Annotated in this window: 24 protein-coding genes and 1 pseudogene; 15 read left to right on the top strand and 10 right to left on the bottom strand. The window is 67.0% G+C overall.

All coding sequences use genetic code 11. The features are described 5' to 3' along the window. A complete protein-coding gene (locus ROA7023_RS18280) occupies positions 1-1,014 on the bottom strand; it encodes a LacI family DNA-binding transcriptional regulator (protein ID WP_159458581.1) in 1,014 nt (337 codons plus the stop codon). A gap of 269 nt (positions 1,015-1,283) precedes the next feature. On the opposite strand from ROA7023_RS18280, the gene ROA7023_RS18275 reads away from it, so the two are divergent. The 6 genes from ROA7023_RS18275 to ROA7023_RS18250 all read left to right on the top strand — a co-directional run bounded on the left by ROA7023_RS18275 (position 1,284) and on the right by ROA7023_RS18250 (position 7,517). Next, entirely contained in the window at positions 1,284-2,858 is a 1,575-nt protein-coding gene (locus ROA7023_RS18275; RefSeq protein WP_159458580.1) for an ABC transporter substrate-binding protein, read from the top strand. 79 nt (positions 2,859-2,937) lie between these two features. Beyond that, a complete protein-coding gene (locus tag ROA7023_RS18270; protein ID WP_085880470.1) occupies positions 2,938-3,879 on the top strand; it encodes an ABC transporter permease in 942 nt (313 codons plus the stop codon). Between the two features lies 1 nt (position 3,880). Continuing rightward, complete coding sequence (locus ROA7023_RS18265) at positions 3,881-4,777, top strand: ABC transporter permease (RefSeq protein WP_085880469.1); 897 nt, start codon at positions 3,881-3,883, stop codon at positions 4,775-4,777. Continuing rightward, positions 4,774-5,802, top strand: a complete 1,029-nt coding sequence (locus ROA7023_RS18260) for an ABC transporter ATP-binding protein (protein WP_085880468.1) — start codon at positions 4,774-4,776, stop codon at positions 5,800-5,802. The genes ROA7023_RS18265 and ROA7023_RS18260 overlap by 4 nt, the downstream gene beginning before the upstream one ends. Further along, positions 5,799-6,788, top strand: coding sequence for an ABC transporter ATP-binding protein (locus ROA7023_RS18255; protein WP_085880467.1), 990 nt, complete (start codon positions 5,799-5,801; stop codon positions 6,786-6,788). Before ROA7023_RS18260 ends, ROA7023_RS18255 begins: the two co-directional genes overlap by 4 nt. 3 nt (positions 6,789-6,791) lie before the next feature. Beyond that, on the top strand, positions 6,792-7,517 hold the full coding sequence (locus tag ROA7023_RS18250; RefSeq protein WP_085880466.1) for an alpha/beta fold hydrolase: 726 nt from the start codon (positions 6,792-6,794) through the stop codon (positions 7,515-7,517). A gap of 2 nt (positions 7,518-7,519) precedes the next feature. Here the strand turns inward: ROA7023_RS18250 and ROA7023_RS18245 are convergent, their stop codons facing one another. Genes ROA7023_RS18245 through ROA7023_RS18235 form a run of 3 tightly spaced genes read right to left on the bottom strand, consistent with a single transcriptional unit; the run spans position 7,520 to position 9,133 of the window. Further along, a complete protein-coding gene (locus ROA7023_RS18245; protein ID WP_085880465.1) occupies positions 7,520-7,972 on the bottom strand; it encodes a hypothetical protein in 453 nt (150 codons plus the stop codon). 40 nt (positions 7,973-8,012) lie between these two features. Then, positions 8,013-8,579 carry an NADPH-dependent FMN reductase gene (locus ROA7023_RS18240; protein ID WP_085880464.1) on the bottom strand — a complete coding sequence of 189 codons (567 nt, stop codon included), beginning with the start codon at positions 8,577-8,579 and terminating at the stop codon, positions 8,013-8,015. Continuing rightward, positions 8,576-9,133, bottom strand: coding sequence for a cytochrome b (locus tag ROA7023_RS18235; protein WP_085880463.1), 558 nt, complete (start codon positions 9,131-9,133; stop codon positions 8,576-8,578). The genes ROA7023_RS18240 and ROA7023_RS18235 overlap by 4 nt, the downstream gene beginning before the upstream one ends. 315 nt (positions 9,134-9,448) lie before the next feature. Here ROA7023_RS18235 and ROA7023_RS18230 point away from each other — a divergent pair, with 315 nt between their 5' ends. From ROA7023_RS18230 to ROA7023_RS25235, 6 genes are all read left to right on the top strand, one after another. Further along, positions 9,449-10,318: a LysR family transcriptional regulator gene (locus ROA7023_RS18230; RefSeq protein ID WP_085880462.1), complete on the top strand. Its 870-nt coding sequence runs from the start codon at positions 9,449-9,451 to the stop codon at positions 10,316-10,318. A 330-nt stretch (positions 10,319-10,648) separates the two neighbouring features. Beyond that, complete coding sequence (locus ROA7023_RS25255) at positions 10,649-11,215, top strand: AraC family transcriptional regulator ligand-binding domain-containing protein (protein ID WP_306372502.1); 567 nt, start codon at positions 10,649-10,651, stop codon at positions 11,213-11,215. Then, positions 11,169-11,558, top strand: coding sequence for a hypothetical protein (locus tag ROA7023_RS25250; protein WP_234992312.1), 390 nt, complete (start codon positions 11,169-11,171; stop codon positions 11,556-11,558). The genes ROA7023_RS25255 and ROA7023_RS25250 overlap by 47 nt, the downstream gene beginning before the upstream one ends. Next, positions 11,534-11,653 (top strand): helix-turn-helix domain-containing protein, encoded by a 120-nt coding sequence (locus tag ROA7023_RS25245; RefSeq protein ID WP_306372503.1) that lies wholly within the window; start codon positions 11,534-11,536, stop codon positions 11,651-11,653. Before ROA7023_RS25250 ends, ROA7023_RS25245 begins: the two co-directional genes overlap by 25 nt. A gap of 105 nt (positions 11,654-11,758) precedes the next feature. Next, positions 11,759-12,154, top strand: coding sequence for an SDR family oxidoreductase (locus ROA7023_RS25240; protein ID WP_234992310.1), 396 nt, complete (start codon positions 11,759-11,761; stop codon positions 12,152-12,154). A gap of 33 nt (positions 12,155-12,187) precedes the next feature. Continuing rightward, positions 12,188-12,664 carry a Rossmann-fold NAD(P)-binding domain-containing protein gene (locus ROA7023_RS25235; protein WP_234992308.1) on the top strand — a complete coding sequence of 159 codons (477 nt, stop codon included), beginning with the start codon at positions 12,188-12,190 and terminating at the stop codon, positions 12,662-12,664. A 145-nt stretch (positions 12,665-12,809) separates the two neighbouring features. Here ROA7023_RS25235 and ROA7023_RS18215 read toward each other — a convergent pair whose 3' ends face one another. Then, positions 12,810-13,697, bottom strand: coding sequence for a LysR family transcriptional regulator (locus tag ROA7023_RS18215; protein ID WP_234992307.1), 888 nt, complete (start codon positions 13,695-13,697; stop codon positions 12,810-12,812). A 101-nt stretch (positions 13,698-13,798) separates the two neighbouring features. Between ROA7023_RS18215 and ROA7023_RS18210 the strand changes: the two genes are divergently transcribed. The 3 genes from ROA7023_RS18210 to ROA7023_RS25700 all read left to right on the top strand — a co-directional run bounded on the left by ROA7023_RS18210 (position 13,799) and on the right by ROA7023_RS25700 (position 15,991). Continuing rightward, positions 13,799-14,521 carry a DUF4386 domain-containing protein gene (locus ROA7023_RS18210; RefSeq protein WP_085880460.1) on the top strand — a complete coding sequence of 241 codons (723 nt, stop codon included), beginning with the start codon at positions 13,799-13,801 and terminating at the stop codon, positions 14,519-14,521. 23 nt (positions 14,522-14,544) lie between these two features. After that, the gene (locus tag ROA7023_RS18205) at positions 14,545-15,198 is read left to right on the top strand and encodes an NAD(P)-dependent oxidoreductase (RefSeq protein WP_085880459.1); all 654 of its coding nucleotides are present in this window, start codon (positions 14,545-14,547) and stop codon (positions 15,196-15,198) included. Positions 15,199-15,295: 97 nt separating this feature from the next. Next, on the top strand, positions 15,296-15,991 hold the full coding sequence (locus tag ROA7023_RS25700) for a recombinase family protein (protein WP_085880458.1): 696 nt from the start codon (positions 15,296-15,298) through the stop codon (positions 15,989-15,991). Between the two features lie 131 nt (positions 15,992-16,122). On the opposite strand, the pseudogene ROA7023_RS18195 reads toward ROA7023_RS25700, so the two are convergent. From ROA7023_RS18195 to ROA7023_RS25220, 5 genes and pseudogenes are all read right to left on the bottom strand, one after another. Then, a pseudogene (locus ROA7023_RS18195) lies at positions 16,123-17,110 on the bottom strand (ABC transporter ATP-binding protein); the annotation flags it as partial. 3 nt (positions 17,111-17,113) lie between these two features. Next, positions 17,114-17,908, bottom strand: a complete 795-nt coding sequence (locus tag ROA7023_RS18190) for a carbohydrate ABC transporter permease (protein WP_234992305.1) — start codon at positions 17,906-17,908, stop codon at positions 17,114-17,116. Further along, positions 17,796-18,692, bottom strand: coding sequence for an extracellular solute-binding protein (locus tag ROA7023_RS25230; RefSeq protein ID WP_143535629.1), 897 nt, complete (start codon positions 18,690-18,692; stop codon positions 17,796-17,798). Before ROA7023_RS25230 ends, ROA7023_RS18190 begins: the two co-directional genes overlap by 113 nt. Before the next feature lie 27 nt (positions 18,693-18,719). Next, the gene (locus ROA7023_RS25225) at positions 18,720-18,965 is read right to left on the bottom strand and encodes a type 2 periplasmic-binding domain-containing protein (RefSeq protein ID WP_159458578.1); all 246 of its coding nucleotides are present in this window, start codon (positions 18,963-18,965) and stop codon (positions 18,720-18,722) included. Between the two features lie 26 nt (positions 18,966-18,991). Then, positions 18,992-19,123 carry an alpha-L-rhamnosidase-related protein gene (locus ROA7023_RS25220; RefSeq protein WP_234992316.1) on the bottom strand — a complete coding sequence of 44 codons (132 nt, stop codon included), beginning with the start codon at positions 19,121-19,123 and terminating at the stop codon, positions 18,992-18,994. Between the last annotated feature and the right edge of the window lie 151 nt (positions 19,124-19,274).

Raw genomic sequence — 19,274 nt, 5'->3', positions numbered from 1 at the left:
CTACCCGCCCGAGAGCGCAGCGCAGGATTCGCCCACCCGCAGGGTCGGGCGCACGCGCTGGATCTCGGGCGCACCCTGCCGCTCGGCGCGGATCCGCTCCAGCAACCGGCCCACGGCGAGGTCGCTGACCTGCCCGGTGCGCTGCACGAGCGCGGTGATCGTCGGATACCAGCCCTCGGCCGGATTGAAGCCGTCGAAGCTGATGACCGACACGTTTCCGGGCACCGAGACGCCCATGTTCTTGAGCCCCGCCATCACCCCCTGCACCTGGGTGTGCGAGATGCAGATGATCGCCGTCGGGCGCACCGGCTGCGACATCAGGTCCTGCGCGGCGGCATAGGCCTGCTCCACCGTGTGGACGCCGAAGGCCGTGAGGTTCTCGGCCAGCGGGGCGCCGCCTTCGGCCAGCGAGGTCGTGACCGCCTCGAACCGCTCGAAGGAGGCCGAGATCGTGGGCCGCCCGACGAGCATGCCGATCCGGCGATGGCCGCGCCGCAGCAGGTACTCCGCCACCAGCCGCCCGCCATGGACATTGTCGTCGGCGACGATGTCGAAACGGTCGGGCGCCACGACCCGGTCCACCAGCACCGCCGGGCAGGTGACCGCCTCGGCAAAGCGCACGTCATAGCCGGGGCCCAGGCTGGTCGGCCCGATCAGAAGCCCCGCGACCCGGTGGCTGATCATCAGGGCGATGTCGCGGAATTCCTGCTCCGGATCGTCGTCGTTGCTGGCCAGCAGCAGGTTGAAGCCGTTGTCCGCCAGCGACCTCTGCGCCGCCTTCGCCAGGTGCGAGGCCCAGGGCGTGGCGATGTCCGGCACGATCAGCCCGATGGTGGTCGAGACGCCGCGGCGCAGGGTCTGGGCGTTGCGGTCGGGCTGGTAATTCGCCCGCCGCACCGCATCCATGACCCGCGTCTTCAGCTCTTCGCTGACGGGGGCGGAGCCGTTCAGGGTGGCCGACACCGTCGTCGGCGATACCTTCGCCAGTCGCGCCACATCCCTTATCGTTGCCATGACCCGCTCGCCGCCCCTCGATACCGACACTTTGTCAACACTATTGCGCAACGATACGCACGCGGGCGCGTTTGGCAAGTTGCCTTGGCTGAAAGCCGCGCGGAAAAGCATAGGTCTTGCCCGAATCCCGAACCCGTGCAAACGTGCGTAACGGTTCGTGTGGATCCGGCGGGTCGCGGGACAGAGCTCTCCGACCGCCCGCGCCACGCAGGAGGACGGGCCGGCGGCGCGAAACGATGCGCCGATTGCCGAACTGGGAGGAAAGAACAATGCGACACCTGATACGACGCGTGGCCCTTGCGGCCGCACTGCTGGCGCCGGCGATGCCGGCCCTGGCGCAGGAGACCCTGCGCTTGCGGATGAACGGAGACGTCAACACGCTCGATCCGATCTCGACCACGAACTTCACCGTCCGTAACGCGGCCTACCTGATGTTCGACACGCTCTATGCGATGGACGAGACCTATCAGCCCCAGCCGCAGATGGCCGAGGGCACCGAGATCTCGGAGGACGGGCTGACCTACACGATCACCCTGCGCGACGGGCTGATGTTCCATGACGGAAGCCCGGTGACCGCGGCCGACGCCGTCGCCTCGCTGGAACGGTGGGGCAGCGTCGACGGCCTCGGCCAGACGCTGTTCTCGAAGATGGAGAGCATCGAGGCCACCGACGACAGGACGCTTGTGATCCAGTTGGCCGAGCCCTGGGGCCTGGTGCTGGACGCGCTTGGCAAGATCTCGTCGAATGTCCCGGTCATCATGCCCGCCGAACAGGCCGCGACGCCCGCGAGTGAGGCCGTGCAGGAGCCCATCGGTTCGGGCCCCTACCGCCTTGTGCCCGAGGAATGGGTGCCCGGCAGCGTGGTCGTGTTCGAAAAATTCGAGGATTACGTGCCCCGCGACGAGCCGCCCAGCATGGCCGCCGGCGGCAAGATCGCGCATTTCGACCGGGTGGAGGCGATCTACATCCCCGACACCGCCACCGCGATCAACGCGCTGATCGCCGGCGAGATCGACTGGATCGAAGAGGTCCCGGCCGACATGCTGCGCTATTTCGACGGCGTGGACACCGCCGAAGCCGTGGCCGCCCGGCAATCGGGCAATTCCATGCAGCTGGTGGTCAACCACCTCAACCCGCCATTCGACGACCCGCTGGTGCGCCAGGCGCTGCAACTGGCCGTGTCCCAGGACGATTTCCTGCTGGCGGCCTACGGCGACGGCGAGGATCGCTATCTGAAATGCGCCGCGGTGTTCTTCTGCAACGGGCCCTACGCCACGGACGTCAACACCGACCGCGTGCTGGAGCGCGATCCCGAAGCGGCCCAGGCGTTGCTGGACGAGGCCGGGTATGACGGCACGCCGGTCATGCTGATGCATGTCTCGGATATCCCGACCCATGACGCCTATTACGCGGTGCTGAAGCCGATGCTGGAAGAGGCCGGTTTCACGGTCGAGGTGCAGCCGTCGGACTGGGCCACCGTCGCCACCCGCCGCGCCAGCAAGGAGCCGGTCGCGGATGGCGGCTGGAACGTCTTCTTCACCGGCTGGGGCTTCGTCGACCAGTCCAACCCGATGACGAACGTCTACGTCTCGGGCGCCTGCGACGACGCCTGGTTCGGCTGGGCCTGCTCGGACGAGCTGCAGCAGCTGCGCGAGGACTTCGCCGTCGCGGAAACCGAGGAAGAGCGCATGGCGCTTGCCGAGGAGATGCAGCGCCTGACCCACGATCTGGTCAGCTATGTGCCGCTCGGCCAGGCGTTCCCGTCGGTGGGTATCGCCACCGACCTCGAGGGCTACATCGAAAGCCCGGTGCCGTTCTTCTGGAACCTGCAACGCGTCGAGTGATCCCGTCCGGGCCGCCGGCACCGCCCGGCGGCCCGGCCCCATGCGCTCTTGAATGTGCTCCTGAAAGGGCAGAGGCCGAATGCTCCGCTATGCCGCTCAGCGTATCCTTGCCGGGATCCCGATCCTGCTGCTGGTGTCGTTGTTCATCTTCTCGCTGGTCCACCTGACGCCCGGGGATCCGGCGCTGTTGCTGGCCGGGGACAACGCCTCGCCCGCGCAGGTCGACGAGATCCGCGCCCGGCTGAACCTGGACCAGCCGCTGTGGCGCCAGTTCGCGCTGTGGTTCGGGGATGCGATCCGGCTGGACCTTGGCAATTCGATCTATTCCGGCAAACCAGTGACCGAGCTGATCGGCCAGCGGGTGGAGCCGACGCTGGTGCTGAGCACCGTCACCCTGATCCTCACCGTGCTGATCGCCGTGCCCCTTGGCGCGGTGTCGGCCTGGCGGGCGAACACGATCGTGGACCGGCTGGCCATGGGCTTTGCGGTCATCGGCTTTTCGGTCCCGGTCTTCGCGATCGCCTATGTGCTGGTCTATCTGTTCGCCGTCCGCTGGGGCGTGTTCCCGGTGCAGGGCTACAAGCCGCTGGACGAGGGGATGCTCGCCACGCTGCACAGCGTCACGCTGCCGTCGGTGTCGCTGGCGCTGGTCTTCGCGGCGCTGATCGCCCGGGTGACGCGAGCCTCGGTGCTGGACGCGCTGAACGAGAATTACATCCGGACCGCCCATGCCAAGGGCCTGGGCGCCCCGCGCATCCTGTTCTGGCACGCCCTGAAATCCGTCGGCGTGCCGGTGGTCACGGTCATCGGCATCGGTTTCGCCACGCTGATCGGCGGGGTGGTGGTGACGGAATCGGTCTTCAACATCCCCGGCATCGGCCGGCTGACGGTGGATGCGATCACCCGGCGGGATTACCCGGTCATCCAGGGCTCGATCCTGTTCTTCTCGGCGATGCTGATCCTGATCAACCTGGTTGTCGACCTCAGCTATGCGGCGATCGACCCGCGGGTGAGGGGCTGAGATGGCCGCGCCGAACAGCCCCCCGCAGACCGTTGCGGCCGCGCGAACCCGCAGGCGGCCGTTCCTGGAATCCCTGGCCCACCTGCGCCGTGACCCGACAACGGTCGTGAGCGCGGCCATCCTGGTGCTGTTCATCCTGATCGCAATCTTCGCGCCGCTGATCGCGGGCGACCCCACCGCGCTCAACCCGATCCGCAGGCTCGGGCCCCCGGCGCCCGACGCCTGGCTCGGCACCGACCAGCTGGGGCGCGACGTCTATGCCCGGGCGGTCTATGGCACGCGGGTGTCGCTGATTGTGGGGGGCGCGGTGGCGGTGCTGGCGGCGATCCCCGGGGTGGCCATCGGCATCTATGCCTCGATGAACCGGGTGGGCGGGGCCATCGTCATGCGGCTGGTGGATGCGCTGATGGCGATCCCGGCGGTGCTGCTGGCCATCGCTTTGGCCGCCCTGCTGAAGCCGGGCCTGCCGACGCTGATCATCGCCATCTCGATCCCCGAGATCCCCCGCATGGTCCGGCTCGTGCGGTCCGTGGCGCTGTCGGTGACCGCGCAGCCCTACGTCACTGCGGCGATTGCCGCGGGCAGCTCGCGGTCCCGGCTGGTGTTCCGGCACATCCTGCCCAACACGCTGGCGCCGGTGATCGTCCAGGCGACCTATGCGGCGGCCTCGGCCATCATCGCCTCGGCCATCCTCAGCTTTCTCGGCGTCGGCACTTCGCCCGAAGTGCCGAGCTGGGGCGGCATGATGGCCGATGCGCGCGGCTTTTTCCGCTTCAACCCTGAATTGATGTTCTATCCCGGCCTGCTGCTGTCGGTGCTGTTGCTGGTCACCAACATCCTCGGCGACCGGCTGAGCGACGCGCTCGACCCCCGCAAGGTGACGCAGAAGATGCCATGACCAACGACAGCGATCCCATCCTAGACGTGGCCGGCCTCAGCGTGCGGTTCGGCGCCCGCACGGAGAGGGTGCAGGCGCTGGACGATGTCGACATCCAGGTTCGGCGGGGCGAGATCCTCGCCCTCGTCGGCGAATCCGGCTGCGGCAAGAGCGTCACCGCCATGGCGATCCTCGGCCTGCTGCCAAAGCGGACCGCGCGGATCGACGCCCGCCGGATCACCCTGGGCGGCACCGACCTTCATGGCGCCTCGGACCGTTCGTTGCGGCGCATCCGGGGTAACCGCATCGGCATGATCTTCCAGGATCCGATGACCTCGCTCAACCCGGTGCACACGGTTGGCGGCCAGATCGCCGAGATCGTGCGCCAGCACCGCGGCGTGGACCGCCGCACCGCCCGCAGCCGGGCGCTCGAGATGCTGGACCTGGTGCGGATCCCCGATGCCCGCGGCCGCCGCGACGCCTATCCGCACGAGCTGTCGGGCGGCATGCGCCAGCGGGTCATGATCGCCATGGCGCTGGCGTGCGACCCGGACTTGCTGATCGCGGACGAACCGACCACGGCGCTCGACGTGACGGTGCAGGCGCAGATCATGGCGCTGATCGCGGACCTGCGCCGGGATCTCGGCATGAGCGTTCTGCTCATCACCCATGACCTGGGCGTGGTGGCCGAGACCGCCGACCGGCTGTCGGTGATGTATGCCGGCCGCATCGTCGAGGAGGGGACGGTCGGCACCGTCTTCAGCCGCCCGTCCCATGGCTATACCGCCGGTCTGCTGGGCTCTCTGCCGGCCGAGGGCAAGCGCCGCCAAAGCCGCCTTGCCGAGATCCCCGGCGCCGTCCCGCGGCTGTCGGACCCTGCGCCGGCCTGCGCCTTTGCCGACCGCTGCGCCTATGTCACGGCGGATTGCCGCGCGGGCGTGCCCCCGGTGGTGCATCCGGGCCCGGGGCACCGGTGCCGCTGCATCCGACCGGACGCCGTTTACGCCGACCTCTCGCAATCGGACATCGTGAGGGCCTGGCAATGACCGAACCGCTGATCTCTGCCCTGGGCATCGACCAATCCTTCCCGGTGGGGGCGGGATTTCTGGGCGGGCCGCGCCGGCGGCTCCATGCGCTGCGGGGCGTCGACGTCACCGTCGCCCCCGGAGAGACGTTGGGCCTTGTGGGGGAATCCGGCTGCGGCAAGTCCACGCTCGCCCGGGTGTTGCTGGGGCTGGAGCCGCCAACCGCCGGATCGGTGATCTTCGACGGCACCGACCTTGCCCGGCTGCCCGCCGTGAGCTTGCGTCGGTTGCGGCGGCGGTTCCAGGTGGTGTTCCAGGATCCCGCCGCCTCGCTCAATCCGCGGATGACGGCGGCCGAGTGCATCGCGGAGCCGTTGATCAACCTCACGGACCTGTCCACGGCAGAGATCGACGCGCGGGTGCTGGCGCTTGCGGCCAGCGTCGGGCTCGGCAGCCATCTTCTGGATCGTTTCCCGCACGAGTTGTCGGGTGGGCAGTGTCAGCGGGTGGGTCTCGCCCGGGCCATCGCGCCAGAGCCGGACCTGATCGTGGCCGACGAGCCGGTGTCCGCGCTCGACGTGTCGATCCAGGCGCAGATCCTCAACCTGATGCTGGAGATCAAGGCGCGGATGGGGCTCGCCATGGTGTTCATCTCGCACGACCTCTCGGTCGTCGCCCATGTGGCCGACCGGGTCGCGGTGATGTACCTGGGCCGCATCGTGGAAAGCGGCCCGGCCGAGGAGGTCTTTGCCCGGCCCCGCCATCCCTACACCCGGATGCTGATCGGCTCCGTCCCCCATCCCCGGCCCCCGCCCGAGGGCGGCCGCCCCCTGCCCAAGGGCGAGTTGCCCAGCCCCCTGAACCCGCCGCCGGGATGCGCCTTTCACAGCCGCTGTCCGCTGGCCGACAACCGCTGCCTGCGCGAGGTGCCGCAGCTGTTGCCCGAGGTCGCCCGGCACCGCACCGCCTGCCACCGTGTCGCCGAAGACGCGACCGAAGGAGCCTGACCCATGCATCCCGTCCTTCTCGTTCCCGGCCTGCAGGCCGATGGCTCCGCCTGGGGTCCGCTGCATGCCCGCCTGGTCGGACATTGCCCCCTGACGATCCCGCAAGGGCACCAGTTCCTGCCCAGCATGGCGCAGATGGCGCAGTCGGTGCTGGACCAGGCGCCGCCGGTCTTTCACCTCGTGGGCTGGTCGATGGGCGGCTACATCGCCTTCGAGATCCTGCGCCGCGCACCCGAGCGGATCCTCGGCCTGACGCTGGTGTCGACCAGCGCCGCACCGGAATCCGAGGCGGCCCGGCAGCGCCGGAAAGAGAACCTGGCCGTGGCCCGGCGCGACGGGATGCGGCGCTACCAGGACGCCAACATGGAGATCTGCGTGTCCCGGCCCGACAGGCTCGACCCCTGCCAGCGCAACGCCATGGCGGCGGCGTCCGAGACCCTGGGCCTCGCCGCGTTCGAGACGCAGATCGCCGCGGTGATGGCGCGGCTGGACTCGCGGCCCGATCTCGCGCGATGCACCCACCCCGTTCTGATCGTCACCGGGGACGAGGACCGCGTCGTGCCGACCGGCGACAGCCACGAGATGCACGCGCTGCTGCCCGGCTCGCGGCTGGTGACGTTTCCCGACTGCGGCCATTGTCCACCGCTGGAACGGACGGAAGAAATGCGCGACTTGCTGATCGACTGGTTCGCATCGGTCGAATACGGAAAAGACCCGCAACCGGCCTGACTTCAGGGGCGGGCGGCGGAGCCGTTGCGATTGCGCAGCCGGACCGGGACGCTGAGCACAATGGCCGAGGCCGAAATCATGGTCATCACGGTGCCCGGCACGAAGGTCACGAAGCCCGGCAGGTCGAGGAACAGGAAATACCCCACATCCGCGAGCCCGCCGACCATGGCCGTCACCCAGATCGCGGTCATGTTGCCGCGCCAGATGAACAGGGCGCCGCCAAGGGTGGCGAGCCCGATCCACAGAAGGTTGAAGCCATGCTGGTTCAGCACCCCGGCGACGGCCGCGTGATACTCCGCGGCCAGCAAGGCGGGGTCCACCGCATCGGCGATGGCGGCGAAGCCCTGCGGGGCAGGCTGGGCGATGGTCATCACCCCGGCGAAAGCATGGACGAGGCCCCAGATCCCCCAGAGGATGGCGGCTGCCTTCAAGGCAATCATGCGTGTTCCGGTCATCTGGCTGTCCTGTCCGTCTGGAGGGGGGCTTGGCTTCCGGTCATGCCGGGAAGGTTTCGCGCGACGGCTGCACGAGACGGAAGAGCAGCGCATCGAGCGCCGCGCGATCCTCTGGCCGGGCAAGCGCCAGCGCCTCGGCGTCCCAGGCCTCGGCCCATTTGCCTATGCCCAGCGTGCCGCGGAGTTCGGCGCCGAAATGCGGGGCGAGCCTCGACTGGTCGGCCAGCACACCGGCGCCCGCGCGGGACCCGGGGCTCGCGGCCAGCATCACCAGCGGCTTGCCCTGCCAGAGCTTCATCTCGATCCGGCTCATCCAGTCGAAGAGGTTCTTCCAGGCCGCGGTGACGGAGCCGTTGTGCTCGGCGTAGGAGACGAGCACGGCGTCCGCCGCCCCGATCTGCCCGAAGAAATCCAGCGCCGGGGCGGGAATGCCCGCCTCCCGCTCGCGGTCGATGGAGTAGATCGGCATGTCGTAGTCGTTGAGGTCGAGCCTTTCGGTCTTCGCCTCCGGCGCGATGGTGTCGTGCAACCGGCTGACGGCATTCTCGACCAGAACGCGATTGATCGACCTGCGGCTGTTGCTGGCGGCGAAGGCGAGAATCCTCATGGTGTCTTTCCTTCGCCCGTCCCTGCGGTCTGCTTGCCGAACCACATCCGGCGCAGCAGGCCGTCCCGGAGGACGATGTGATGGTAGAGCGCCGCCGCGACATGCAGCGCGATTAGCGCCACCAATACCGTCGCGATGACACCGTGTGCGGCGCGTTGCGGCAGGTCCTGCAACTCCGGCGGCAGGATCGGGGCCGCACCACCGAAGACGATGGGGAAAAGCCCCGCGCCAAAGGCCATGGCCAGCCCGGACAGGACCATCGCCGCGATCAGCACGTAGAAGCCCAGGTGCGTCCAGCGCCCGATCCGGTCGAGCAGGTCGTTGCCGGTCCCTGCGTGCGGCGGATGCGTGCTGCGGATGCGGGTGACGAAGCGCAGGATCAAAAGCACGCCGATCGCCATGCCGAAGACCATGTGCCCGCCCAGGGCCGAGACCTTGTCCGGGCTGTCCGGCGGCATGTTGGCCAGCAACAATCCTCCGGCGGCGAGCGCAACGACGATCATCAGCGCCATCACCCAATGCAGGGCGACGAGAGCGGGGTGGTATCTTTGCATGGCCGGAACCCTGGTCCTGTTCGTTTTCACGGATCATCCTGCGGGCGCCAGAACCCGCGCACCAGTGATCCATATGCGCAATATATGCGCGTTCACTTGTCAACTCGTCTTAGCGGTATGGGGCTGGCCGCGTGGCGCTCCTAGATCCGGGTATGGTCGCCTGTGGCCGTTCGAGCAAAACACCGAATGGCCACAGGGCGCAGCTTTCACAGGCCGAGGCGCAGCGGCCCGCGTCTGTCTATTGGTGCGCATTTAGGGTCACGATCGGCCAAAACCGCGCGTTGATACGGCAGGTCCCGCGTGCTAGGCCAGCGCATGCAACACTGGATGGAACTCCGCACCGCGCTGATGGTCGCGCGCCTCGGAACGGTCAGCGCGGCGGCCGAGGCGCTCGGCGTTCACCGTGCAACGGTCAATCGCCACGTGGAAACGCTCGAGGGCACGTTCGGGGCGCCGCTTTTTCACCGACATGCGCGGGGCTATGCGCTGACCGACGCGGGCCGTGACATGCTCGAGGTCGCCGGCCGCGCGGACGAGATGTTCGCCGATCTGGAGGGCCGTAGCCGCGGCAAGGCCGGGCAGCTGTCAGGCTCGCTGATCGTGACCGCGCTGGCCGGTGTCGCGCCTATCCTCATGCCCGCGATCCGTGATTTTCAGCTTGCCCATCCACGGATCGCGATGGAGTTCGTCGCGGGCGCACAACTGGCACGGCTGGAGTACGGCGAGGCCCACGTTGCGTTTCGCGCCGGCAAGAAACCGGACGTGCCGGACTATGTCGTGACCCTGTTCCGAAGCGTGCGGTTCGGGCTCTATGCCAGTCTCGACTACATCGAACGGGCCGGCTTCCCCGAGCCGGACAAGCTCGACCGACACCGCTTTGTCGGCTCCGTGGGGGCAGCCCGGCCGCTGCCCTATTCCGACTGGATGACCGCCAATGTCCCGCCCGAGGCGTTGGCCCTGCAGACCACCGACCAGCAGGTCCAGCACAGCGCGGTCTGCGAGGGTCTGGGGCTCGGGTTTCTCCCCGAACACAACGCCCGCACCCGGCCCGACCTCGTTGAGGTGATTGCGCCGGGCGAGGCATGGTCCGTCGCCCTCTGGGTCGTGACCCATGTGGACCTGCACCGCACGACGAAGGTCCTTGCGTTCCTGGAGCATGTGCGGGCGCAAGGGACGGGCGGCTAGAGGCGCACTTGTCACCTGCAAGGAGCTGCGTCGATGCCGACAGGGTCTCGACCTGTGGCGTTGCCTCCGGCCTCGGAAATCCCGTGCCCGGAGAGCGCAGGTCATGGCCCCGGTTGCGGGTTGGGGTATGGGGCAGAACGCCAAGCATATGGAATAGAGACATAATAATGGGGGCGTCAGAGTTCGGTGTTGATTGCATTCCGACCGAAACGAAGATTGTGCAGCACCCAAGGATACCGCCGACTTCCACGGAAGTGAGCCCGCCCGCTCGAACTCGCCGCAATCTTGCCCGACTTGGCTGACGAGCGGGCCAAACGTAAACTGACGCCGATGGGCTACGTAACCTCCCCTTTTTCGCGGAAGATGGTCGCCGCTGCCATAGAAGGCGCCGAGGCGACCGGGCTGCTGGCAACGGTCGGGATTGAAGCGGACGCGCCCCGGGATTCAAAGGTCATGTTCCGGAGCGGGGCACACTACGCAATGCTGGAGCGGTTGGCCGGCGAAGTTGACGCAACCGACCTCCCGGTGCGTGTCGGTGCGTCGAAGCGCTGTGACGAATGGGGCGCGTTGGGCCCGGCCTTGAAGGCGGTGCCAGACTTGCGCGGATCGATGGCCCGGGCCGAACACCAGGCCCGGCTCTGGACCAGCGTCGTGCGCTACCAACTCCGGCCCGATCCGCGTGGCATGCTCAACGTCCTTCACAGGCCTGGCGAACGGCGCCTCGGCAGGCGGCTGCCGAACGAGACGACACTGGTCGCCACGGTCGCGTGCGCCCGGCAGGTCAATCCCGCGCCCGTGAGACCTCTGAACGCGAGGGTTCGGCAGGCCGCGCCGAACGCCTCCACATCGCATGAAGGCTGGTTCGGGTGTGCTGTCCGCCGGGGTGGCGGAGCTTGACGCGATCCTGTTCCATTGCGTGGTCCTGTCGCAGCCGAATATCCTCGTGGACGAGGGCATTTCCCGTCATCCGCTGTCGCAACTCGACGAAGAGCTTGGTGACTTCCGCGAGGGGGCCTCGCGGGTCGCGGCGGCCAGGGGCGCCATCGCGCAGACCCTCAGCAAGGGTGCGCCGAAGAAGGCGCATACCGCCGGGCAGCCGGGCCTCGGCGTCGGGTCGTTTCACCGCCGCCTTGCCGAACACGGCGTGTCCTTCCAAACCCTGACCGACGAGACCCGACGCAACCTGGCCGAGGGTCTGCTGCGTGACGACGCACAATTCTTGCCGAGATCGCCTTCCTGACAGGGTTTTCCGAGCAAAGTGCCTTCACCCGGGCATTCAAGCGGTGGATGGGCGTGACACCGGTGAGCTGCCGCAAGGAGCGGCCGCCCCGCTGAGGGGCTTTGGCCGCCACGGTCAAAGGACTGGCGGCGCCGATCAATATCGGACGCGGAGACTGCGCGTATTTCCTGGCCATCAACCCGAAGCACAGGAGAAACCCCATGTCCATCAGACCCATTCCGGCCACGGGCGGCACCAGCAAGACCGGCCGCCGCGTCGCCGCCCGGCCGGAGGCCAGCGGCGTTCCGGTCCGTCGCGGATCGCGCCATTCCACTGTCCCGTTCGACTGGGAAGCACCCCAGACCTGGGCGCCGGCCCTGTTTGGCGCACAAGCGGCCCATGTCACCTATTTCCCGGACCTCGCCTCCCCCGGGGCCGTCGACAAGCTCGAATCGCTCTGCGAGACGGCGAAGAACCTGGGGGTCGAACATCTTGTCCTGCTACCCGGCCGCGGGGAACATCACGCGCGGCTGGGCGAAGAGGTGGTGCGCAATGCGGGCGTCGATTTCACCATCGCGCGGGCCGCCTGGGTCGCGCAGGACGTCTCCGAAGGATAGCTGCGTGCCCCTGTGCCCACCGGGGTGCTACCCATGCCCGGCGGAGATACCCCCGAGCCGATCATCGACATCGACGACATCGCAGATGTGGCCGTCGCGGCGCTGCCGGACGTGCGGCACGTGGGACGGCTCTACGAGGTGACGGGCCCGAGGCTCATGACATTCGCCGAGATGGCGGTGGCGCCGAGCCAGGCCACCGGGCACGAGATCCGGCACATCCCGATCGGCTTTGAAGACTTCCAAGTCAACGCCGCGCAGGCGGGCGGGGCGTTCGTGGCCGACGTGTTCACCGCCATCGCGCACGCGACGCTCGACGGGCGCAATGCGCATCCTTCCGACGTCGTCCAGCGGGCGCTCGGTCTTCACGACGCTGTTTCTCGGCCTCGCCGCCGGTTTCCTGATCCCAAGGCGCCGCTGACCGGGAGACATCCGTGGCGTCCTCGCACCCGACCCCTGCACATGCTATGCGGACGGATCCACTCATGCCTTGCACGTGCTCGACGTTGCTGAGGCAGAGTGCCCCGCGCGGTTTCAGGCCCGCAAAGCGCGTGGAGATCATCGGTTTGCGGTGACCGAGGCGCGGTTCCGGCAGATCCCGGCCACCTCGGAAGACGGCTTCGCGACCCGGCGGCACGGGTCGCCGGACCGATGGACCTCAGCCACCGAAGCCCTCGACCAGGGCGTCGAACACGACCCGCATGCGTCTCGAGCGGGCGATGTCGCGGTGGGCGACGATCCAGACCGGAAACGCGATGGGATCAAAATCCGGCACCGCCCGTTCGACGCACGGGTCCGCGTCACCGATGCGGTCGTCGAGGATGCCGATGCCCAGTCCAGTGCGCACCATCTCCCACATCACGGTGAAGCTCCGGCAGCGGTAGGGGAAGTTGTCCTCCCCGAGGTCGAAGCCCTGACCGTTCAGAAGGCCCATGAGGCTGCCGGTGGCGTCGATCTCGATGAACTCCGCCGCGCCGAAATCTGCCGCCGTCCGGGGCCGGCCGAGCCGGTCGAGATAATCCGGCGCCGCGTAGAGCCGCGCCTGCGCATCCCGCATCCGGCGGCCGATCAGGTCGGCCTCCGAGGGCCGCACGTTGCGCAGCGCGATGTCGGCCTCGCGGCGCGACAGGTCGGACAGGTCATTGGCCACGACAACCTCGATACGGATGCGCGGCTCGGCCCGGTGCAGCCGGCCGAGGATCGGTGGCAGAAGGTAGCTCGCGTAGGCGTCCGAGGCCGAGATCGCCACCTCGCCCTCCAGCGCCTCGGTCTGGCCCCAGGCGGCCAGCGAAAGGGCGCGGGCGCCCTCACCCATGATCCGGGCATGTTCGAGCAGGTCATGGCCCGCGGGCGTCAGGCGGAGGCCCCGGCCGGACCGTTCGAAAAGGGCCACGCCCAGTTCGGTTTCCAGCGCCTCGACCTGTCGGCCGAGCGTCGGCTGCGCGAGTTTCAGCGCACGCGCGGCAGCCGACAGCGAGCCCTCCTCGGCAGTCACGAGGAAAGCCCGGGCCCGGTTCCAGTCGAAGGTGACGCTGCGCCAATCCATACGCATTTGCATATCAGTTACGCAAAGTCGGTCAATTCCCTGCGCTCACGCAGAGGGCTATTGAAAGCCGACACGCAACCTCACCCCGAAAGGAGGCCCCCATGCACGCTTTCCAGGACCCGACCAGCCGCGCCTATGCCCGAATGACCGGTGCGCTTTACCTCGTCATCGCTTTCGCAGGCGGTTTCGCGATCCTCTACGTCCCGGGCCTTCTCGACGTTCCGGGCGACCCCGCCGCGACCTTCGCCAACATCGCCGGGCGGCGGGGGCTGTTCCATGCCGGGATCATCGGCGACGTCGCGATGATGACCGCCGAAGTGCTCGTCTCGGTCATGCTCTACTTCATGTTCCGCCCGGTGAACGCGACGCTGTCGCTGGCAGCCTCCTATGCCCGTCTGATGATGGTCGCGGTCATGGCGGCGATGCTGTTCTTCCACGCCGCGTCGATGGCGCTGGCGGATGGCACGGTGCCGCTGGACAGCTTCAGCGCCGCGCAACGGATCGAGCTTGCGGGCCTGATGCGGCACGTCCACGACGCGGGCGTGTGGATCTGGCAGGTCTTCTTCTGCCTTCACCTCGTCCTCTTGGGCACGCTCGTGCTGCGCTCGGACCTTTATCCACGGCTGCTGGGCCTCGGGCTGATCGTCGGCGGCGCCGGCTACATGGTGGACAGCGTACAGATGTTCGCCCTGCCCGATGTCGCGTTGCTGGAAGCGGTGAAGATCGCGCTGCTGCTGGTCGTCACGGCCTCCGAAGTCGGCTTTGCCCTCTGGCTCCTGCTCCGCGGACCGCGCGAGACCTCGCCCCGTGCCGTCGCCGCCTGACCTTTCGATCAAGGAGACCCATCATGAAACCTATCTGCATCGTCGGCATCTCGGGCAAGCTCGGACAACACATGACCGAACACGCCCTCGCCCGAGGCTACGAGGTCACCGGCGTCTGCCGCCCCGAAAGTGTCCGCAAACTGGAGCGGTTCGGTGACCGGATCGCCGTTTTCCCCGGTCGCACCGACGACCGCGCGGTGGTCGAGAAGGCCATGCGGGGCTGCGACGGCGTGCTGGTGGTATTGGCGCCTTGGGGCGTCCATGACTATGCCTCGGGCACCGCGCGTGCGGCGCTCGACCTCGCGCCACCGAAAGCCCGTCTCGTCTTCTCCTGCGGCTGGCATGTCAGCCGCGATGGCAAGGACCGCTTTGGCTGGAAAATCCGCGCAATCGTCCGCCTCGGCTCCCCGATCCTGAGGGCGCTGCGGTTGGTCGATCTGGATGATCAGGTGCGCGCGGGGGACCTGATCTTCGCCTCCGGGCGGGACTGGACCCTGGTGCGCGGCTCGGACCTCGAGGAAGGCCCGAGCGAGGGCCTGCCGGTCCGCGCCCGCCATGCCCACGACCCGGTGCTGGTGCGCAACCTTATGCGGCGCACGGACGCGCTGTTCATGGTTGCGGCGCTGATCGACCCGACGCTGATCCGGGAGGCCCCGGCCATCACCGGCCCTGGCTGACCACCTGACCTGCCAGGGAATTGTTCCGGCCACGAAAGGCATCCGTAGACCAGGTTGGCGCAGCAAAGCCGAGCAGAGCTGACAGGTATGTCTGTTTGTGACGCCCATCACCCTAGGATGGAGGGTCATATTGCATCTCGATCCACATACATCACCGGCACGAACCGGTCGGGCCCGCGGTTCTTCGGGCTCATCGACGGGGCAGGGGGGGAGAACCAGGACCGGCTGTGCACTCTACCCCGGGCAAGAGCTTCGGGGACGGACTCGAGCAGGCGGACAATTCACTCGGCGACCAGCGGGAGGCTTACGCCGCCTTCCCGAAGCACGAAGGCTGGGTGATGCTGCCGGACCGGCAGGTCGATCGCGGGCCGTCCGCCAGCTCGTGGACAATGCCAGGGGCGGCCGGATCGTGGCCTGCAGGATCGACCGTCTGACACGGTCGCGGTCGCACTTCGAGGAGATCGTCGTGGTGCTGGATGCGGCCGGGGCGTCGTTCGTGTGCGCTACGGGGTCTTTCAATACTGCGACCAAGTTGGGGCAACCGGCGCCGATCATGCGCCGCCCACTGGCACAATTCGAATGTGAAGCGACGGCGGAGCGGATCCGGCACAAGATCGTTGCCTTCAGCCGTGAGGGGCTTTGGTTTGCACGGCAGGTGCCGCTCGGCGAGGCCCGCCAGCAGATCCGCGCCTGGCAGCACAACTACAATCACCACCGCCCCCACGCCGGCCTCGGGAACATCCCGCCGGTTGAGTTCATGGCACAGAAGCGGCTGGAAATGCCTGCGGCGTAGCCCCGGATATCGACCCGCGTTTTCTCCGAATGGCCGGAGGAGAGCAGGGGCTCAGGTCGCCACCTCGAGTATGGCTGATGAACAGTTGAACTGCATCTTGATGTGCCGACTTCCCCCCCGCTGTCGTTTAGCCCCGATAACGAAACTCGCGTCCGGCGTCCGGCGTCCGGCGTCCGATGAACCGTCGCACCCGGGGCGTAGGTGCGGTGCCCATCTATCCGGGCGAGAACCGCGCCAAGACTGGCCACGTCTACGAGCAGGATCGTGTCCGCGCCAAGCCGTTCGACGTGACGCACGATGCCGTCCCGGGTGCCGCTATCGTCGGAGACATTCAGATGCTCTGGCCGAATGCCATAAACCTCGCGGCCCACCGTTCGCACCACCTCGCCTTCAAAGAGGTTCATCTTGGGCGAGCCAATGAAGTCTGCCACGAAGGGGGTCGCCGGACGCTCATAGACCTCCATAGGCGTGCCAACCTGTTCGATCCGGCCGGCGTTCAGCACGACGATCTTGTCGGCCATGGTCATCGCCTCGACCTGGTCGTGGGTCGCGTAAATCACATTGGCCCCCAGCCGCGCGTGCAGGTCCGTGATCTGCAGCCGCATCTGGCTGCGCAAAGCGGCGTCGAGGTTTGACAATGGTTCATCGAAGAGGAACACGCCCGGATCGCGCTCGATGGCCCGCCCGATGGCAACGCGCAGGCGTTGCCCGCCCGAGAGCGCCTTGGGTCTACGATCCAGGAGCGGTTCGAGTTGCAGAACCGCCGCTACCTTGTCGACCTCGGCCGCGATCTGAGCCTTGGGCATTCGGGCGAGGCTGAGCCCGAAGCCCATGTTTTTGCGCACCGTCAGGTGGGGATAGAGCGCGAAGCTTTGGAACACCATCGCGATGCCCCGCTTGGAGGGGTCGGCGTGGGTGACGTCGGCACCGCCGATCTCGACCGTACCCGGAAGTGACCTCCTCCGGCCCCGAGATCATGCGCAGCAGCGTGGACTTCCCGCAGCCAGAGGGCCCGACGAAGACGCAGAATTCGCCGTTCGCGATGTTCAGATCGACGCCCTTGATGACTTCGATCGCGCCGAAGCTCTTGCGCAGCGCGTTCAATGCCACGTGTGCCACGGATTATCCTTTCACGGCGCCGGAGGTCATGCCCGCGACGATCTGACGATCGAAGACGACGAACACCAGCAAGGGCGGAATCGTGATGAGCAGGATGTTCATGAAGAGCAAGTTCAGCTGAGAGGTGAACTGGCTCTGGAAGGTGTGCAGCGTCAGCTGGACGGTGATGTTGTCGGGCCCCGGCAGGTAGTGGAGCGGGTGCGTGCAGTCGTTGAAGATGGTGATCGACTGCACGACGATCACTGTCAGCGACAACGGCGTGAGCAGCGGCAGGATCACCCGGAAAAAGGCCTGCACAGGCGTTGCGCCGTCGACGATGGCCGCCTCGTCCAGGTCGCGCGGGATCAACGAGATGAAGGCGCGGAACAACAGGATGCGGAATGATAGACCGTAGGCCACCTGGATCAGAATCATGCCGTGGATCGTCTTGAACAGGTTCACTTGCTGCAGAACCCAGATCGTCGGCACCACCGCGGGCAGGATCATCAAGCCTGCCAACGCAACGAACTCCACGAACTTGCTGAAGGGCGTGGGCCTGCGCTGCAGCACGTAACCCACCATCGCCGCAAGGATCACCAGAAGCGTCATGGCCCCCGCGGTGATGACGATGGAATTGAAGTAAGCCAGCAGCAGCGCGTCGTCGCGGACCTGCACCACGTCGACGAGGTTCTGCCGAAGTTGCCATTCATTGGGCATGGCACAGCTGGGCTGGCTCGCCTCTGCGGGCGTCTTGGCGGCGTTGATGAAAATGAAGAGGAACGGCAGGATGAAGACCACCGACGCGACGGCGAGCGACACGATCCCGGTGACACGCTGGCGGCGGGTCATACGTCAAGCGCCTTGCGGTCAAACCACAGCGCCAAGGGTGCGATGATAAGCGCGACCGGCAAGAACAGGATACCGACGCCGATTGTGGACACCAGCACCGGGAAGAAGACGACCGGGCGCAGGAAGCCTTGGGCGACCCCACTTCGACGGTCAGCTGTTCCAATGCCGGACCTTTGATCGGCGAGAGGAACTCCACCGCAGGCGCTGTGCGGCCTGCTTCTTCGAAATAGGGCAACATGTCGGCGACCATGTCCGGCACGACGTCGGGCAAGTCGCAGCCTTCGACAAGATAGGGGCCCATGACACCCAGCGTCTCGGTCATGATCTCGCACGCCGCCGGCGATGCCACGAAGTTCAGAAAATCGCGCACGATCTCGGGGTATTCGGTGTCCGCTGACACATAGAACGCCCCCGGCACCCAGACGGTCAGACCGTTCGCATCCGGGTCATCACCGGGCTGATCGAAGACGCCGACATCTTCCATCTGGTCAGGGTGGTTTGGCTTGAAAGAGCCCACCGCGAAAGTCAGCATCGGACAATGTGCGACATCGCCATTCGCGACCATCGCAAGACCTTCTGCGTAATCCGCCGCTGCGAAGTCTTCGCTAGAGTGCCCCGTCTCATAGGCTTCCTGCAGGCGTTCGCCCCCCTCCCTGAGAGCGGCCGGGGTAGAGGCATATTTTGCCTCGTTGGCGGTGTGCGCGTCGGGGAAATGAGGCTCTTCATGAAGCAGGTTGTAGAAGTCCGCGAGCACGAAAAGCCGGCTCGTCCAAGGCTCGGCCTAGGTCTGCCCAATCGGCGCGACATCCGTTTCCGCGGCGATGTGCGCGTTGTTGGCCATGAAGTCATCCCACGTAAGCGGAATTTCCAGCCCCAGCGCCTCGTACGTGGGTTTGTGGCAATAGATGCCGCCCCCCTGTGCGGTCTCAATCGGAACGCCGTAGATCTCAACGTTCCGGCCGGTGACGGTGGAAAGATACGCCTCGTTCAAAAGGTCGATGTTCTCGATGTCGGTGATCGGCAGCATCGTGCGGTCGGGCCGTTGGTCATGCATCACATCTCGCAGGTACTGCGCAAAGACGTTTCGCTGTCGGCCAGCCAGCATGCGGTGCCGGCGAAGACCTGCGCATCGCCGGTCCAGCCAAGACGCTCGGCGCGCTGCGGACAATCGGTCGGAACCTCGATGAAATTGCCGCGCCGCGACCAGATGTGTCTGACGTCAGCACCTGTGGGACAGATTTGAGGTTTTCGTAACGGAGGATTTCTGGATCATCGCAGCCATCAAGGAGCGAAGATGAACCAGAAATCCGGAACATCGAAGGACGCGGCCGACAAG

The sequence above is a fragment of the Roseisalinus antarcticus genome (assembly GCF_900172355.1).
Taxonomy (GTDB): Bacteria; Pseudomonadota; Alphaproteobacteria; order Rhodobacterales; family Rhodobacteraceae; genus Oceanicola; species Oceanicola antarcticus_A.
This window is presented reverse-complemented; position numbering and strand designations above follow the sequence as displayed.

What these genes read in the sequence shown, in the direction of transcription:
- ROA7023_RS18280 (WP_159458581.1), bottom strand. Translation starts at nt 1,014, where the DNA reads ATGGCAACGATAAGGGATGTGGCGCGACTGGCGAAGGTATCGCCGACG.
- ROA7023_RS18275 (WP_159458580.1), top strand. Translation starts at nt 1,284, where the DNA reads ATGCGACACCTGATACGACGCGTGGCCCTTGCGGCCGCACTGCTGGCG.
- ROA7023_RS18270 (WP_085880470.1), top strand. Translation starts at nt 2,938, where the DNA reads ATGCTCCGCTATGCCGCTCAGCGTATCCTTGCCGGGATCCCGATCCTG.
- ROA7023_RS18265 (WP_085880469.1), top strand. Translation starts at nt 3,881, where the DNA reads ATGGCCGCGCCGAACAGCCCCCCGCAGACCGTTGCGGCCGCGCGAACC.
- ROA7023_RS18260 (WP_085880468.1), top strand. Translation starts at nt 4,774, where the DNA reads ATGACCAACGACAGCGATCCCATCCTAGACGTGGCCGGCCTCAGCGTG.
- ROA7023_RS18255 (WP_085880467.1), top strand. Translation starts at nt 5,799, where the DNA reads ATGACCGAACCGCTGATCTCTGCCCTGGGCATCGACCAATCCTTCCCG.
- ROA7023_RS18250 (WP_085880466.1), top strand. Translation starts at nt 6,792, where the DNA reads ATGCATCCCGTCCTTCTCGTTCCCGGCCTGCAGGCCGATGGCTCCGCC.
- ROA7023_RS18245 (WP_085880465.1), bottom strand. Translation starts at nt 7,972, where the DNA reads ATGACCGGAACACGCATGATTGCCTTGAAGGCAGCCGCCATCCTCTGG.
- ROA7023_RS18240 (WP_085880464.1), bottom strand. Translation starts at nt 8,579, where the DNA reads ATGAGGATTCTCGCCTTCGCCGCCAGCAACAGCCGCAGGTCGATCAAT.
- ROA7023_RS18235 (WP_085880463.1), bottom strand. Translation starts at nt 9,133, where the DNA reads ATGCAAAGATACCACCCCGCTCTCGTCGCCCTGCATTGGGTGATGGCG.
- ROA7023_RS18230 (WP_085880462.1), top strand. Translation starts at nt 9,449, where the DNA reads ATGCAACACTGGATGGAACTCCGCACCGCGCTGATGGTCGCGCGCCTC.
- ROA7023_RS25255 (WP_306372502.1), top strand. Translation starts at nt 10,649, where the DNA reads ATGGGCTACGTAACCTCCCCTTTTTCGCGGAAGATGGTCGCCGCTGCC.
- ROA7023_RS25250 (WP_234992312.1), top strand. Translation starts at nt 11,169, where the DNA reads ATGAAGGCTGGTTCGGGTGTGCTGTCCGCCGGGGTGGCGGAGCTTGAC.
- ROA7023_RS25240 (WP_234992310.1), top strand. Translation starts at nt 11,759, where the DNA reads ATGTCCATCAGACCCATTCCGGCCACGGGCGGCACCAGCAAGACCGGC.
- ROA7023_RS25235 (WP_234992308.1), top strand. Translation starts at nt 12,188, where the DNA reads ATGCCCGGCGGAGATACCCCCGAGCCGATCATCGACATCGACGACATC.
- ROA7023_RS18215 (WP_234992307.1), bottom strand. Translation starts at nt 13,697, where the DNA reads ATGGATTGGCGCAGCGTCACCTTCGACTGGAACCGGGCCCGGGCTTTC.
- ROA7023_RS18210 (WP_085880460.1), top strand. Translation starts at nt 13,799, where the DNA reads ATGCACGCTTTCCAGGACCCGACCAGCCGCGCCTATGCCCGAATGACC.
- ROA7023_RS18205 (WP_085880459.1), top strand. Translation starts at nt 14,545, where the DNA reads ATGAAACCTATCTGCATCGTCGGCATCTCGGGCAAGCTCGGACAACAC.
- ROA7023_RS25225 (WP_159458578.1), bottom strand. Translation starts at nt 18,965, where the DNA reads ATGCTGCCGATCACCGACATCGAGAACATCGACCTTTTGAACGAGGCG.